The sequence below is a fragment of the Deltaproteobacteria bacterium genome (assembly GCA_016183175.1).
Classification (GTDB): Bacteria; UBA10199; UBA10199; order UBA10199; family SBBF01; genus JACPFC01.
On the sequence record JACPFC010000104.1, the window covers coordinates 1 to 15,058 of the forward strand.

Consider the following 15,058-nt stretch of genomic DNA (forward strand, 5'->3'; position numbering starts at 1 on the left):
AAAAATATCGGCGACGGTTAAAAAATTGAGCCGATGACGCCGACAGTACCAGACGCTCACCAGCACCGCGCCGATCAGGCCGCCGTAGAAAACCAGCCCCCCTTCCCAGACGCGGAAAAAAACGAGCGGATTCTCCCACCAGCGCGGCTCCGAGGCAAAGACATAGAGAAGCCGCGACCCGACAATAGCGGAAACCACGATATAGAAAAAAAGGTCCATCATTTTTTCGGGATCAACGCCTGTGCGTTTTCCTTCGTGCCGGACCCAGAGCATTCCGGCCAGAAAGGCAAGGGCAACCATGAGGCCGTAGGTGTGCAAGGCCCGGCCGCCGATTAAGGGAAGCCAGTTGGGGAATTGGAAGAGAATCGGGAACATAAGAATACCAAATGTCAAAGTTCAAATGTCAAAGGAATATCAAAAATACAATGTCAAAGGGTTTTGTCATTGGACATTTGTCATTCCTTTGAACTTTGGATTTTGACATTTGACATTTACCCAGTAACAGCTCCTTCCGACGCCGACGATACCAGCTTGGCATATTTCGCGAGGGTTCCGTTCCGCGCTTTAGGCGGCGCCTTCCATTTTTTGAGCCGGGCGGCGACAATTTTCTTCGGCAGATTCAGATTGATCACATGCCTGCCGGCATTGATGGTGATTTCATCACCGTCCTTGATAACCGCAATCACCCCCCCTTCTTGAGCCTCCGGCGTGATGTGGCCGACGACAAACCCGTGCGTCCCTCCGGAAAAGCGCCCGTCAGTAATCAGGGCAATATCTTTTCCAAGTCCGACGCCCATCACGACGGCGGTCACCTTGAGCATTTCGCTCATCCCGGGCCCCCCCTTTGGCCCTTCGTACCGGATGACAATGACCTCCCCTTTTTTGATCTTTCGGGCCTCCAGCGCCTTGACGGCATCCTCCTCGCAATCGAACACGCGCGCTTTTCCGGTAAACAAAAGACCCTCCTTGCCGGTCAACTTGGCCACCGCCCCTTCCGGGGCGATGTTGCCGTGGAGAATCTGAATATGCCCCGTTTTTTTAATCGGCCGGTCCGCCGGGAAAATTATTTTTTGCCCCTCTTTTAATCCGGGGAGCGATTCCAGATTTTCGGCAAGGGTCGCGCCGGTGCAGGTCATGCAATCGCCGTGCAGGAATCCCTCCTTCAGCAGAAGTTTCAGCACGGCCGGAACGCCGCCGATGTTGCAAAGATCTTCCATCACATATTTGCCCGATGGTTTCAGATCGGCCAGATAGGGGGTCTTGTCGCTGATCCTCTGAAAATCCTTGAGCATCAGCCTCACGCCAACCGATTTGGCCATGGCAATCAGGTGAAGAACGGCATTAGTCGATCCCCCCAACGCCATGACGACAGCGATGGCGTTTTCAAACGCCTTTTTTGTCATGATGTCGCGGGGCTTTATGTCCTTTTCCAAAAGATTCAGGATGGCGCCTCCCGCCCGGCGGCACTCCTCCAATTTTTTTGGCGAGGTTGCTGGATGCGAGGAGCTGTAGGGGAGGCTCATGCCGAGGGTTTCGATGGCGGAGGCCATGGTGTTGGCGGTGTACATCCCGCCGCAGGCGCCGGCTCCGGGACAGGCATGCTGGAGGATTCCGGTTAATTCTTTTTCATCGATCTTCCCGGCGACAAATTCGCCCAATCCTTCAAAGGCCGAAACGATATCGAGCACCTTATCGTGAAAATGGCCCGGGCTGATGGTCCCGCCGTAGACCATGATGCTGGGGCGATTGAGTCGTCCCATGGCAATGACCGACCCCGGCATGTTTTTGTCGCATCCCACAACCGAGATGTTGGCATCATACCAGTGGGCCGCCATCACCGTCTCGATGGAGTCGGCGATAATCTCGCGCGACTGGAGGGAATAATTCATTCCCTCGGTCCCCATGGAAATCCCGTCGGAAACGCCGATGGTGTGAAAGACAAGTCCGTTAAGTCCCGCATCAAAGCACCCCTCTTTGACGACCTTTGCCAGATCGTTCAAATGCATGTTGCAGGTGTTCCCCTCGTAGCCGGTGGAGGCAATGCCGACAAACGGCTTTTTCAGATCTTCCTCCGTGAGGCCGATACCGTAGAGCATCGCCTGCGAGGCGGGCTGGCTTCGATCCTCGGTGATCCGCGAACTGTATTTGTTTAACTTGGCCATCACTTTTGGGGCCCTTTCGGCCCGGGTGATGCTACTCGCATCGTTAGATTTCGGGCCTCAAACCCGCCTGCCAATCCGGCGGGCAGGTGGCCCCAAACCCCGCGCTCGCAACTGGCAAAGCCAGATTGCTCGCTTTTTTCTTCTTGGCTTTTCCCTTGTCCCTGACTACTTATCCCTCAATATGACAATGCCCAACCGACTGCAAGCCCACTGGGAAAAGGCCGGCGGGTTCATCAAAAAAGAATGGCCGCTCCTTTCAGACACGGCCATTCTCAAAATCAACGGCAATTTCGATCTTTTTCTGAAATATCTGAAGGAGGCCTACAACAATTTCCCTCTCGAAGAGGCCCGCGCCCGCGACAAAATCCAGCGTTTTTTGAATTCTCTGGAAAATGTGTAATTGCTTCCGGCTTGGGAACTCCGTTCCGCCGGCGTCAGCTCGCTTTAACTGTGACCCTTTGCAACTTGAGCTTAGATAAGTTTTACGGACAGCGATCGGTTACTTGATTGGTTCATCATCGCTTCCGCTGACTGCCGCGCGTCACAGAGTTCCCGAGCCGGAGAAAATCCTGTTATTTATTTCTTTCCCGCCAGCGCCAGTTCCTCGTCGATCAATTCCTGAAACCGCTCAAACGGCTGGGCCCCCGAGATCATGATGCCGTTGATAAAATAGGCCGGCGTCCCCGAAACCCCCACCGCCTCCCCCTCCCGCTGATCCTTTTCCACCTCCTCGGCGTATTTGTCCGATTCGAGGCAGTCGGAAAATTTCTTTTCGTTCAACCCCAGCTTTTTGGCGTAGTCCTTGAGCTTGTCCGGCTCATGGTCCCCCTGGTTTTCCCAGAGAAGGGCGTTGTACTCCCAGTATTTTTTCTGGTCGTCGGCGCACTCGGCCGCCTCGGCCGCCTTTTTGGCCTGTTTGTGGAACGAGAGCGGAAAATCGCGGAAAACATAATGCACCTTGTCCCCGTAGGTATCGACAATCTTGTTGACCGTCTCGCGCGCCCGCTTGCAAAAGGGGCACTGGAAATCGGAAAATTCAATCAGCGTCACGGGGGCCCCCGCCTTTCCCTTCGACGGGTCGTCATCCACCGATACCGCAAGGCGCGGCCGTTCCATCAGGATTTCGAGCTTGGCGTTCTTTCGAAGTTCCTCGGTGAATTTGTTGTAGGCCCCCTGTCTTTTGGTCGCTTTGATCTGTGTAATCAATTTATCCTTCACCTTTTCCAGCGGGGCATCCTTGAAACGCTTTTTGTAGATGCTGTAGAAGGCGGTGATTTCGGCCTCGGTGGGCTCTTCTACCTTTTTTTCCACCTCCGCCTTGATCAGCTCGTCGGCCGACATCCCCTTTTTCTTTGCCGCAACGGCGACCAATTTTTCCTCGATCATCGAATCGAGCCCCTCTTTTTTGATGTCGTACATCTCCGATTCAATTTTGCGGAGTTGGTTTTTCACCCGCTCGATCACCTCGGCGTCGGTGATCGGCTCGCCGTTGACGGTTGCCAGAACGCCGGACGGGGCGGATTGTGGCGCCGGAGCCGGCACCGGGGCGACCGCCTCCGTTGCAGGGACAGAGGGAGGAGGGGGGGTTGCTTTTTCACAACCCGCGGCAACCAAGGCCAGGAAAGAAACTAGGAAAAGGCGTTTCATGCAGGTCTCCTTTAAACGAGAAATTTAGCAAAACGGGCGCAACTTGTCATTAAGATTAAACGGCAGGGACTAAAGAAGGGTTTAATTCCGCAACGGTTTGCCGGTCATGAGCAATGCCTGCATTCTTGCCTGCGATTTTTCCTCGCCGCATAATTGGAGAAAGACTTCGCGCTCAATATCCAAAAGATACTGTTCCGAAACATACCCCTGGGTCGGTAGACCCCCGGCTGTGAGGACGTGAGCGAGCTTGCCGGCGATTAGCGCATCATGCTCGCTGATGACTCCCTGAGCGAGAAAACCTTTCACCCCCGAGAGAAGCGCCTGTTTGCCGCCTGAACCGGGCACGAGTATGTCTTCCCTCACAGGAACAGCCTGATAGCCCTTGGCGTATTCAAGGACATCCTGCTTGGCGTCATGGAGAAGGGAATCGCGGGAGAGGGAAATCCGGTCGGATTTTTTCATGTAGTTGTATCCGACCGCCTCCTTGCAACTCATCGAAACCTTTGCAAAGGCAACCGTTTCAAAAACTTTTTGTACTTTCGGAAACGGTCCGCCGTCTTCGATCCCGGCCCAACCTTTGGCCCCCTTGGCCTTGAGAGCCTCTTCGATATTCAACAGCAACATTTTGTTCCCGCCGCCTCCAGGAATCAAGCCGGCCCCCACCTCGACCAATCCCATATAAAGTTCGCCGTACATTCGCGCAGAATAACAGGCCATTGAAACCTCACAGCCACCACCGAGCGCAAGACCAAAGGGCGCCACAACAACCGGCTTTTTAAAATGCTTCATCCGCATGCAGACATCCTGAAAACCTTTCACCAGCCCTTCGATGGCACTCCAGTTTTTCTGCTGGGATTCAAGCCAGAGGAGCATCAGGTTCGCACCGGCCGAAAAATTCGGGCCATCGTTTGACAGGACAAGCCCCTGATAATTGTTCCCCGACTCGACAAGATCGATTGCATCGTTCAACATCTGTCCGATGTCGCCGTCGATCGCGTTCATCTTGGTGTGAAATTCCACGCACAAAACGCCGTCCCCAAGATCGATAATGGAAGCCCCCGCATTGGATTTGAGTTCCCGCTTCTGTTCCTTGAGGGTCTGAATGACCAGATGATTCGGGCGCGTGGGGATTGCCTTGTAGGTGGATGAAGCGGCATCGAAATAGAGTTTTTTGCCGTTGTCTTTTTTATAGAAAGTGCCGGAGCCTTTTTCGAGCACCCGAGACGCCAGTTTGGGAATCGCGCGCCCCTCTTTTTTCAGGCGTTCCGTAACCTCTTTGACCCCCAAAAGATCCCACGTTTCAAAGGGGCCGAGGTCCCAGTTGAAACCCCATTTCATGGCGTTGTCGACATTCACAATATCGTCGGCAATTTCGGGAATGCGATTGGCGGCATAAACCAGCGTGTCGCGGGTCAACTTCCAGGCAAATTGTCCCGCCGCATCCGGAGCATTCACCATCGTCCTGATCCGACAGCCGGGATCGTCGATCCCTTTCACCAATCCCAGCGAATCATAGCGGACTTTGATTTGCGGTTTGTATTCGAGTGATTTGAGATCAAGCGAGAGGATTTCTTTTTTTCCTTCAGCCGATTTTGTTTTCTTGTAAAACCCCTGGCCGGTCTTGTCCCCAAACCATTTGTTCTCGATGATCTTTTCGAGCAGAAGCGGAATTTTAAAAATCTCCCTCTCTTCGTCTGCCGGGCAGAGCTCATAGGTGTTTTTGGCCACATGGACAATCGTGTCGATGCCGGCCATGTCGGCGGTGCGGAAGGCGGCCGATTTGGGGCGCCCGGTGGCGGGACCGGCAATTTTGTCGACCTCCTCAACCGTCAATCCGTCGGCCATGGCTTCCTTCAATAGTTTAAGCCATCCATAAATACCGATCCGGTTGCCGATAAAATTCGGGGTGTCTTTGGCCGTCACCACCCCTTTGCCGAGAACATTTTCCAGAAAGTCCCCCATCCCCTCGACCACCTTCGGATCGTTATCGGGGCCGGAGACCACTTCAACCAGCTTCATGTAGCGGACCGGATTGAAAAAGTGGGTGATGATGAAATTCTTTTTGAAGGCGGACGAGCGCCCTTCCGCCATCGACTTCAGCGGCAGGCCGGAGGTATTGCTGCTGACAACCGCGCCGGCGCGCATATTCTTTTCGACATTTTCGAAAACTTTCTGCTTGATGTCGAGGCGCTCGGTCACCGCCTCGACGATCCAGTCGCATTCTTTGATTTTCGGAAGATCATCTTCCATGTTGCCCGGAGTGATGAGACGGGTGTCTTTTTTGTCGAAGATCAGGGAGGGTTTGGACTTTTCGATGAACTCGGTTATGGCCCGAAGGGCCAGCTTGGAACGGAATTTTTTGTCGGTTTCTTTCAGGCCGGCCTTCGCGTCTTCGTCGGCGAATTTCGGGACGATGTCCAAAAGGACGGAGGGAATGCCCGCATTGGCCAAATGGGCGGCAATTCCCGCCCCCATGATTCCCGAACCGATCACGGCAACTTTTTTGATCATAACCTCTCCACAATCGTCGCAATCCCCTGCCCCCCGCCGATGCACATGCTTTCGAGCCCGAGGGTTTTGTTGGTTCCGACCAGATCCTGAATGAGGGTCGACATGATGCGGGCCCCGGTGCAACCGAGCGGATGGCCCAGTGCAATCGCGCCCCCTTTGGGATTAAGCCGCGGGTCGTTCCAGTCGAGGCCAAGCATTTTGGCCACAGTCATTGTCTGAACGGCAAAGGCCTCATTCCATTCGAGAATGTCGATGTCTTTGAGGTTAAGCCCCGCCCGTTTGAGCGCCTTGGGGATCGCAAACGCCGGGCCTTCCCCCATTGTCTCCGGGGCGCATCCGGCAACCGCCATCGCTTTGATTTTAACGAGCGGCTTGATCCCCAGCGCTTTCGCCCGTTCGGCCGACATGAGGACGCAAGCGGCGGCTCCGTCGGTGAGCGGCGAGGAATTGCCGGCGGTCACCGAACCCCCTTCTTTGAAGGCGGGTTTCAACTCGGAGAGTTTTTTGATGTCCGGTTCACGCGGCCCTTCGTCGGTATCAACCTTCACCTGTTTTCCCTCTTTGGTCGTTGCCGTTACCAGAACAATTTCTTTATAGAGTCCTTCTTTCATCGCCCGGAGCGCCTTGCGGTGAGAGTTGGCGGAATATTCATCCTGATTCTTTCGGGCGATGCCATGTTTTTTGGCCAGATTTTCGGCGGTCATCCCCATGGAGATGTAGGCCTCCGGCATCGGCGACTGCATCAGTTTTTCATTCAGTGAAGGATTGAATCCCCCCATCGGCACATGCGACATTGTCTCGGCGCCGGCCGCCACAATCACATCGCCGTTTCCCGCCATGATGTTGAGCGCCGCCGTGTTGATGGCTTCGAGTGAAGAACCGCAGAAGCGGTTGACCGTGACCGCCGCGGTTGTGAGGGGAAGTCCCGCGAGGTCGAGCTTGGAAACCTGGCTGACCGCGGCACGGACCACCTCGCCGCCGAGATCGTCGATGCGGGTCCAGAGATAATTCCCCTTGCCGGCCCGCCCCATCGGGGATCGGACGGCGGATACGATTACGGCTTCGCGCATATTGACTCCTTGTGCTTATGTCTTGATGTGCGTAAGTGCGTATGTCTTGAATTGATTTTGACCTACGCACATACGTACATACGCACACCCTGACAATATAAAATGAATGACCATTCATTTCTAACCATTGTTGACGCATCCTGTCAAGCTTGGTTTCTGAAACAGGTTGATCGATTTAAAAGCTGGATCGAAAAGCAGTTGCCTCGTTGGTAACAACTCGGGTGGTTCCCGGTCCGCCAGAGACGGAGCAGTGACAAAATATAAACCTATTTTATAGGTTGATTTTTAAAAATGGATCTGCTAAGAATCAGGTGTGCTTCAAACCTTGTTTGGAAACAAAACAGCGGCGCAGATCCTCCTGTATCTGCACCGGCAGAAACATGGCTATGCCGCTCAAATTGCCCGAGAATTGGAAATTTCGCTCAATATGGTTCAAAAACAACTGGCAAGGCTTGCCAAAGGGTATATCCTGCGCTCTGCCTTTGGGGGTAAAAACAGGGTTTATCAATGGAACCCCGATTACCCCCATCACACACCGCTTAGAAAATTTCTGGCGTCGGTAAAATTGGAGAAAGACAGGGAGACATTCTTTCAACATCCCGATCCGGCCGATGGGACAAATCTTTCCCTGCGCGACAGAGTCAAACTGGCCGAGTCTTTGACAAGGGAAAGTGAACACCTGAACCCTTATCCACGCCCCAGGCCTTTTGCGAAAACTTTTGATAGTCTTAAAGAATATGAAACCTGGCGAAAAAAACAAACCAACCCGTGGCTTGTCTGAACGGGAGAGATTATTGCGGGTGTGCGAACTCCTGAATAAAGAAGGGGCAAAATACCTTGTCATCGGCGGTCATGCCTTGACATTGCACGGCTTGGTACGGGCGACCCAGGATATCGATCTCCTGATTCCCAAAGATATTAAAAATACGGCAAAGGTGCTTAAAGGGCTTGAAGGGCTTGGTTTCGGCATGTCGAAAGAACTTGACGCCGGGGAAGTCTCCAAAAAACCATGGACGATTATCGGTGATATTCCCCGCGTGGATCTCCTTACTGTTGCCTGTAAAGTCAAATATGAAACTGCGGCCAAATCCGCCCTTAAAACGCGCATTGACGGCGTCAAGATTCCATACGTCGATTATCAGACCCTCGTTTTGACAAAACAAACCGACCGGCTTCAGGACAAAGCCGATATCGAACGGCTTGAGAGCATTCACAAAAAGTAAGCCGCCAAGTGGCAACCGATTTTGGGACGGGTTAAGGTTGTGGATCGGGTCAACCGGACCGATCACAATTTGTTCCGCTTCTCTTTGCGAATAGCCTCCAATTCCATGGCGGTTACCATGTCTCTATGACGGCCCAGCGCCTTTTTGCTTTTGATCAGGTCTTCAATGGAAATAAGATGACATGTGCCCCCATACATTTCAATTTCCTTGCTGTTTTTCAGCAGATCATAATAACCGCCGATTCCCTCAACATGGTTGATGATATCCAGGGGGCCCAAGTCGGTAATCAAATGATAATCTTGCACTGTCGACAAATCCTCGGGTGTGTCGAGAAAAGACCTTTTTGCGGTTTCCGTCCGATGTCGGGGATGATGCGGCCCAAGCAGGTTCCGTATCAGGCGGATTTGTTCGGGTGAGTAGACGATGCAGATATCAATATCGCGGGTTGTTTGATTGCACCCGTGCAAAACGGCCGCGAACCCGCCGACAAGGACAAATTCAATGGGGCTGTGAACCAGCAGTTTGAGGAGGGCTTGAAGATCTTGCATGGTTTTTGGAACCGATTTCTTTCAGTTCGTCAATCAAACGAAGCATGTTTTGATGTTGAGCGATGCGCCCCTCAAAAGAAAGGCTCAAATTGTCGCGGATGAGCCAGATATCGACTCCTTTTTGAAGCCATTCCTCGTCCTGTAGCCGCTTGTCGGATTTTGAACCGGACAATTCCATCACTGTTTTATTCTATACTCCCATCGCCGATAATTATCAATCCAAGATAAGAGGCGGCAGGTGGACCGTTTTAAAAACCGGGTGGAAAAGCGGTTGCCGCTGTTAGTATTTATTAGTATTTCATTAGTAGATAATTAGTTTTAATTAGTATTTCGTTAGTAGTTCCAACACTCATGAAATCTCTTCTCGAACAACTGAAAGAAAAAATCCTCCTCATGGACGGCGCGATGGGGACGATATTGCAAAGCCGGGGGCTCCCCGTTGGCACGCCCTCCGCGTTGTGGACACTTGAGCGACCGGAGGAGGTGAAGAAGGTTCACCAAGAGTATGTGTCTGCCGGGGCGGAAGTGATTTTTACGAATACGTTTACGGCGTCGCGGAAATATATCGAGTCATCGAAAATCCCACCTGGCCCCCCTTTGTCAAAGGGGGGGAAACAAAAGCTCCCCCCTTTGGAAAAGGGGGGTGGGGGGGGATTTGTTCGCGAAATCAATCACACGGCGGTTCAACTCGCGAGAGAGACCGCCGGGGACAAGGGATGGGTGGCCGGGAGTGTGGGGCCGGCGGGAAATGCCGAAAATTACCGCGAGCAGATCGAGGTACTTGCCCAAGCCGGCGTTGATCTGATTGCGCTTGAAACGATGACGAACCAAAAAGAAACCGAAATCGCCGTTAAAGCGGCCAAGTCCTATATTATTAATGATAAGACCCCTCTGATGGTCTCCATGACAGTGAACGAGAGAGGGTTGCTCCCCTCGAACGAAGACCCGCTTTTGATTATCCCCTTCCTCGAAAAAAACGGTGCTACCATCATCGGGCTTAATTGCTCGGAGGGACCGGAATCGATTTATCCGGTATTCAAAAAAATGCAGAAGCAGACACAGTTGCCGATTTCAATAAAGCCAAATACAATTTGTAACTCCCCCCATCCCCCTCTTAAATTAAGAGGGGGAGAGAGGGGGAGTTATTCTGATGATGAATTTGTCCAATGGGCAAAGCGCTTTATCGACGAAGGGGCAAACCTGATCGGCGGCTGTTGCGGCACAACGCCGGAGACAATTCGGCAAATGGCTAAGGCGCTGTCGCCGAATTTCCAACAGGCTGTTTGGTAATCGTATTCAACGCCGGTTCGGGCGGCGGTTCAGAAACCACCTTCACGAAACTTTTGTCCTTTAAATTCTGCGCGCCGAATATGACAAGGACGTCGTCGATGCGGATGTCGGCATCAACACCCACTTCATTGCCCTGCCCCAGCTCGGCGCGTATTTCCACCGGTGTCTTGTGCGCCTTGTTGCCGAAAACGACATACACGTAGTTTTTGTCTCCCTCCGTCACCAGCGCCTCCCGCTGAACCATCAGGATCTTTTCAACCTTGCGGGTGGCCACCAGCGCCTTTCCCTGCTGGCCTTCCTTTATCAGTCCCTTGTCGTTGGGTAGATGCGCCTTTACCTCGAGGGTTTTTGTGGTGGGATTGATTTCGGGGCTGATGTAAAAAATCGTCCCCGTAAGGGTCATGTCGGGTGCGGAGAGGGGGGACGCCGTAACCAGAGTCATCTTGTCGACATACGAGGCCACCTCCTGCGGGATGCCGAAGGTGAACGTGATGGGGTCGATGGTGACAATCTCGAAGAGGGAATTGCCGGCCCGGACGATGTCCCCCTCGGTAATCTGCTTTTTGACGATCACCCCGGCAATGGATGCGCCGACGGTTAACTTTTTGAGTTTTTCCTCCAACGAATCAAGCTCTTTGGCGAGCCGTTCGACAGTGGCCTCATCCAGCTCGATTTTGGCCTCCAGATCCACCGCCTGCGAGGGGGGCCGACCAAGGGGTTGGTTTTCCGGTCTGGGAGGAACCGGTTTTTCGGGCATTTCTTCATCCACAAATACCGGCTCCGGCTCCTCAAGCGGCTCGGCCAAGGGAGGAGGCGCCGGCTCGCCGGTCCGCAATTCAAAATTCCGGCGGTCGAGCTCAAGTTGCGCCTCGGCCTCCTTGAGCTCCGCCTGTTTCTTTTCTATCTCCGCGTTCAGGTTTTCGCTTTTGAAAAGACAGAGGGGATCCCCGACGTTCACTGTATCCCCCTCGCCGACGTAAACCTTCTCGACGTTTCCATCGAACTCGGCCGCAAGACTAAGCCTATCGGAGGCGAAAAAAGTCCCCACGGCGCCCACATACCGGGGCGACTCCTCAAACCGGGGATAGATGGTCTTCACCTCGTAGACGGGATCCTCCGGCTTTGGCTGATCGGCCTCCTCGCGGCTCGATGGGGCGCAAGGGTCCGAAAGGGAAAAACCGATGGCTAAAAGAAGGGGGAGACTTAAGTCACGCAATTTCATTGGAGTGAAACGAGTATAAGCAAAAACGCTGTTTGTTGACAATTATCAATTCACAATTCACAATTCACAACTATGCCCCCCAAATGGCTCCTCGTCTGCGCCACCAAACCGGAATGGGGCGAACTTAAAAAGCATCTCCATTTCGAAAAGGACCACACCTTTCACGGGTTGAATTTTTATTGCGCCCAAACCGCAAAAAAAGAAATCCTCCTGGGGCAGATCGGGGTCGGATATGAAATTGCCGAAAGAAAGGCCCATACCATTTTTCACTCATTTGTGAATCCGCCACAGTTGGTCATTCACTTCGGCCTTTCAGGGGCGCTTAAGGAAGGTTTAAAAGAGGGGGACCTTATCTTGCCAACCTGCGTTGTCAACCCGGACAAGCAGTCGGTGGCGGTATCGCCCGATTTGATTCAAAAAACCAAAACGCTTCTTCAATCGCTGAATTTCCCTTTTCTCGAGGGGAATTTTTTCACCTCGGCCAAGGTGCTTTCATCCCCGACGCTTAAGAAAAAAGCGGGCGAGGAATTTGACGCCATCGCCGTGGACATGGAAACTTATCCCCTGGCCAAAGAATGCCAAAAAGCGGGAATCCCCTTCCTTTCGATCCGCGCCATATGGGACCCTCTCGAGTGGGATTTGTCGGCACTGTCGGAAACCAGCTTTGACCATGACGGGAATTTGAAAAGGAGGCATTTTTTGGGAAACGCCCTGGCCCATCCGCGGCTTCTCCTGGCCCTTCCCAAATACCGGTCGGCAATAATAAAGGGAAACAAGGCGATCGCGCGGTTTTTGATGGAGGCGTTGGAGAAATGGGAATAATTGTAACGATTCAGTCTCGTGTGTCTGCCTTCGGTTTCGTCGGAACTCGCGGGTTATCACAGGGGCTCGCGTCGCCCCCTCCACCGGCAAAGCCGGATGGAGCCTCCCCCTCTCGCTCGCTTTGCTCGCCGGTGAGCGAGCGACGGATTTATTCCGCGCGAGCGAACGGGGGGTGCGGGGGCGCCAGCGGCAAAGCCCCCGATTTGATAGCCACGCTCAAACAGCCGACGAAACCTCAAGACATTCACCCGAAACTGAATCGTTACAAAATGAGCTATCGGTTTCTACTCTTATTTATATGCCTCTCCTCCTGCTCCAAATTCTCCTGTTTTTCTCCCCCCGAGGCCCCCTCGCCCCCCACGGAGACACCGGCGCTCCCCGCAGAGCCGCTGTTCAAACGGCTTTTCTACCGGCTCCCGGGTGATGCGAAAATGGCGATCTTTTTTGATCCCGAATATTTTTCGCGCGAAACGGCGCTCAAACCATTGGCCGATTTTTTGCCTCTCCTCGAGAGCCGGACATCGGCCAGCGAAAAATCGATCCTGGACGTACAGAATCTGCCGGCCAACACCCCTCTTTTACTGAAGGTCCGTCTTTCGGAAAGCCCTGAATCGGATATCCGCGACATCGAGGCAGTCATTCGACTTGAAAAAGAATGGGAGCTGGTTGTCACATTGGCATGCGCCGATGAAAAAAGGGCGACGTATCTGAAAGAATATCTGAAGGCGGGGCAGATTATGGGGGGGCAGATTCCCTATCCCGTTTCCGATCTGGTTCCCCTGTTGATCAACGCGAGGCTGAACCAAGAAGGAACAAACCTTATTCTTCGCTGGAGCTTTTCCGATATCCCGTGGCAAGCGCTGTGGGAGGAAGCGCAAAAAGCGTGGCAAGGGGAGAAGATTGACTCTTAATTTTAATCCCTCGCATCCAGACGTCGTTGACCTCGTCGTACAAATCGGCTTCCAGATCCAAATTGTCAAACACAAATACCTTGTTGCGGACCTCCAAATTTCCCTGCATCATCACCGAATTCCGGTGCGGGCCCTGGTCATAGAGTTGCAACTGCGCTCCCTCATATTGGGCCCATCCCGCCTCTTTAATGCGCGCGCTCACGGCCGAAAACTGCCCCTTCCCGTTCACAAAAGACCACCCCGAAACCCCCTCCGGCGAAGGGGACTCGACGTAAACTTTTCCGTTGAGATCGAAAAACCTGATAAAAACCACATCGGCCGACATCTCTTCGACGTGCAAAGGCAGGATGACCCCGTTTTCGTCCAGAAAGAACCGGCCTGTACGATATTCGGTCGACCCCTGAAAACGGCCTTTTAAGTCGGTGACATATTCCGGCATGGAGGGCAACGGCACATGTCTCATCGACAGAGCGCCGGCATAGCCGACCCGAAGCGTTCCCTCCTTGAGCGCCATGGGGATTTTTTCACCCTCCCTGATTGTCCCAAAGAAAACCCGCTCATCCTCAAAAAGGAGCTGTCCCGGGCCCTTGACGGTCATCGAGTCGAATGTAAGTTCCGGCGTAAGACGGGGGATCAACCGCACTTCGGCCAGCGGAACCGTAAAGGATTGGCCCATTTCCCAGTCGAACCTGCCGGTGAGATTCAACTCCTCCCCTTCCCCTCCCGGCCCGTTCTTTAAAACGATATGGGCGTTATGCGTCACGGCACGGTCAAAGACAATGCCGGGGGAAAGGTTCACCCGCGAAAAAGCCAGCCGATCGGAGGTAATGTCAAATTCGGTGGAGGCAAGAACGGTATCAACCGTCTGTCGACGAGGCTGATGACCGGGATGAGAATCCTTTTTCCCGCCGGCAGACGGCTGATCCCGCACCACCTCGTCAAACTTAAAGAGCGATTTGACATGAATGGGGGAGGGCCCCATGTCAAAATGGGCCTTCCGCTCCCCTTTCTGGAAACGGATGTAACCTTTTTCCAGCTCGGCGTTGAAGTCGGCGAAAACAACCGTCTGGTCGGCATCGTCGACCCCCCCTTCCCGGATTTCCATCTCGTTCATCCGTAAATTGCTGATCACCTGTAGCTTGACCTTGTCCTTGAACAGTTTGCCGTCAAGATTTGCTCGTGCAAAATTCATATCTGAAATTTTCAATATCGACGCGCCGTTGTCCTTTCTCATCTCGATTTCGCCGATTGACCCGTCCCGGAGCATGAGGTCCACCAGATTGTCGCCATTTTCCCCGGGCATAACGATATGGAGCCTGTCCACGCTGTCCATCTTCATTCGAAGCACCCCACTCCCGATATCGACCACGCCGGAAATGAGATTATCCCCCTCATGGGCCCCCTCGTCGGCCTCCGAAGCGTGATCGCAGGCCACTTCAAACTCCGTCTCGTAGAGGGAAAGGGCCGTCCCCGGTTTTAGCCGGAGAGAGTCGATAAACAGCTTTGCCCGATCCATTTCCACGGGATAACCCTCTTTTGGCTTTTCCCGCCGACGGAACGCATCCCTGTCCAGCGCCACGAGCGTTGAAATGAAAAATTCAAGCCAGACGGAGGCGTCATCGGTGACAAAATCGGGGTCCAAGGCGGCCCTC

Annotated in this window: 15 protein-coding genes; 6 read left to right on the forward strand and 9 right to left on the reverse strand. The window is 53.4% G+C overall.

The genetic code is table 11. From position 1 onward, the window contains the following. Positions 1 to 375 (reverse strand): prolipoprotein diacylglyceryl transferase (locus HYU99_09955; GenBank protein MBI2340665.1); only part of this gene is annotated, 375 nt, incomplete at its 3' end. A gap of 116 nt (positions 376 to 491) precedes the next feature. After that, positions 492 to 2,162: a dihydroxy-acid dehydratase gene (gene ilvD, locus HYU99_09960; GenBank protein ID MBI2340666.1), complete on the reverse strand. Its 1,671-nt coding sequence runs from the start codon at positions 2,160 to 2,162 to the stop codon at positions 492 to 494. Positions 2,163 to 2,343: 181 nt separating this feature from the next. Here ilvD and HYU99_09965 point away from each other — a divergent pair, with 181 nt between their 5' ends. Beyond that, complete coding sequence (locus HYU99_09965; protein ID MBI2340667.1) at positions 2,344 to 2,562, forward strand: hypothetical protein; 219 nt, start codon at positions 2,344 to 2,346, stop codon at positions 2,560 to 2,562. 176 nt (positions 2,563 to 2,738) lie between these two features. Here HYU99_09965 and HYU99_09970 read toward each other — a convergent pair whose 3' ends face one another. From HYU99_09970 to HYU99_09980, 3 genes are all read right to left on the reverse strand, one after another. After that, the gene (locus HYU99_09970) at positions 2,739 to 3,809 is read right to left on the reverse strand and encodes a thioredoxin domain-containing protein (protein MBI2340668.1); all 1,071 of its coding nucleotides are present in this window, start codon (positions 3,807 to 3,809) and stop codon (positions 2,739 to 2,741) included. Positions 3,810 to 3,890: 81 nt separating this feature from the next. Then, positions 3,891 to 6,320: a 3-hydroxyacyl-CoA dehydrogenase/enoyl-CoA hydratase family protein gene (locus HYU99_09975; GenBank protein MBI2340669.1), complete on the reverse strand. Its 2,430-nt coding sequence runs from the start codon at positions 6,318 to 6,320 to the stop codon at positions 3,891 to 3,893. Then, positions 6,317 to 7,390 (reverse strand): thiolase family protein, encoded by a 1,074-nt coding sequence (locus HYU99_09980; GenBank protein MBI2340670.1) that lies wholly within the window; start codon positions 7,388 to 7,390, stop codon positions 6,317 to 6,319. The genes HYU99_09975 and HYU99_09980 overlap by 4 nt, the downstream gene beginning before the upstream one ends. Positions 7,391 to 7,703: 313 nt before the next feature. Here HYU99_09980 and HYU99_09985 point away from each other — a divergent pair, with 313 nt between their 5' ends. Together HYU99_09985 and HYU99_09990 are read left to right on the forward strand one after the other, a co-directional pair. Beyond that, complete coding sequence (locus HYU99_09985) at positions 7,704 to 8,171, forward strand: winged helix-turn-helix transcriptional regulator (GenBank protein MBI2340671.1); 468 nt, start codon at positions 7,704 to 7,706, stop codon at positions 8,169 to 8,171. A gap of 19 nt (positions 8,172 to 8,190) precedes the next feature. Next, positions 8,191 to 8,613 carry a hypothetical protein gene (locus HYU99_09990; protein MBI2340672.1) on the forward strand — a complete coding sequence of 141 codons (423 nt, stop codon included), beginning with the start codon at positions 8,191 to 8,193 and terminating at the stop codon, positions 8,611 to 8,613. A gap of 62 nt (positions 8,614 to 8,675) precedes the next feature. Here the strand turns inward: HYU99_09990 and HYU99_09995 are convergent, their stop codons facing one another. Beyond that, positions 8,676 to 9,161: a nucleotidyltransferase gene (locus tag HYU99_09995; protein ID MBI2340673.1), complete on the reverse strand. Its 486-nt coding sequence runs from the start codon at positions 9,159 to 9,161 to the stop codon at positions 8,676 to 8,678. Further along, positions 9,112 to 9,333, reverse strand: a complete 222-nt coding sequence (locus tag HYU99_10000) for a hypothetical protein (GenBank protein ID MBI2340674.1) — start codon at positions 9,331 to 9,333, stop codon at positions 9,112 to 9,114. Before HYU99_10000 ends, HYU99_09995 begins: the two co-directional genes overlap by 50 nt. A gap of 179 nt (positions 9,334 to 9,512) precedes the next feature. On the opposite strand from HYU99_10000, the gene HYU99_10005 reads away from it, so the two are divergent. Then, complete coding sequence (locus HYU99_10005; GenBank protein MBI2340675.1) at positions 9,513 to 10,451, forward strand: homocysteine S-methyltransferase family protein; 939 nt, start codon at positions 9,513 to 9,515, stop codon at positions 10,449 to 10,451. On the opposite strand, the gene HYU99_10010 is transcribed toward HYU99_10005, so the two are convergent. Then, positions 10,411 to 11,673, reverse strand: a complete 1,263-nt coding sequence (locus HYU99_10010) for an efflux RND transporter periplasmic adaptor subunit (protein ID MBI2340676.1) — start codon at positions 11,671 to 11,673, stop codon at positions 10,411 to 10,413. The two genes, HYU99_10005 and HYU99_10010, sit on opposite strands and share 41 nt — an antisense overlap. Before the next feature lie 72 nt (positions 11,674 to 11,745). Between HYU99_10010 and HYU99_10015 the strand changes: the two genes are divergently transcribed. Together HYU99_10015 and HYU99_10020 are read left to right on the forward strand one after the other, a co-directional pair. Beyond that, positions 11,746 to 12,495: a hypothetical protein gene (locus tag HYU99_10015; GenBank protein MBI2340677.1), complete on the forward strand. Its 750-nt coding sequence runs from the start codon at positions 11,746 to 11,748 to the stop codon at positions 12,493 to 12,495. A 431-nt stretch (positions 12,496 to 12,926) separates the two neighbouring features. After that, a complete protein-coding gene (locus HYU99_10020; protein MBI2340678.1) occupies positions 12,927 to 13,406 on the forward strand; it encodes a hypothetical protein in 480 nt (159 codons plus the stop codon). On the opposite strand, the gene HYU99_10025 is transcribed toward HYU99_10020, so the two are convergent. Then, positions 13,315 to 15,058 (reverse strand): hypothetical protein (locus HYU99_10025; protein MBI2340679.1); only part of this gene is annotated, 1,744 nt, incomplete at its 5' end. The genes HYU99_10020 and HYU99_10025 overlap by 92 nt on opposite strands.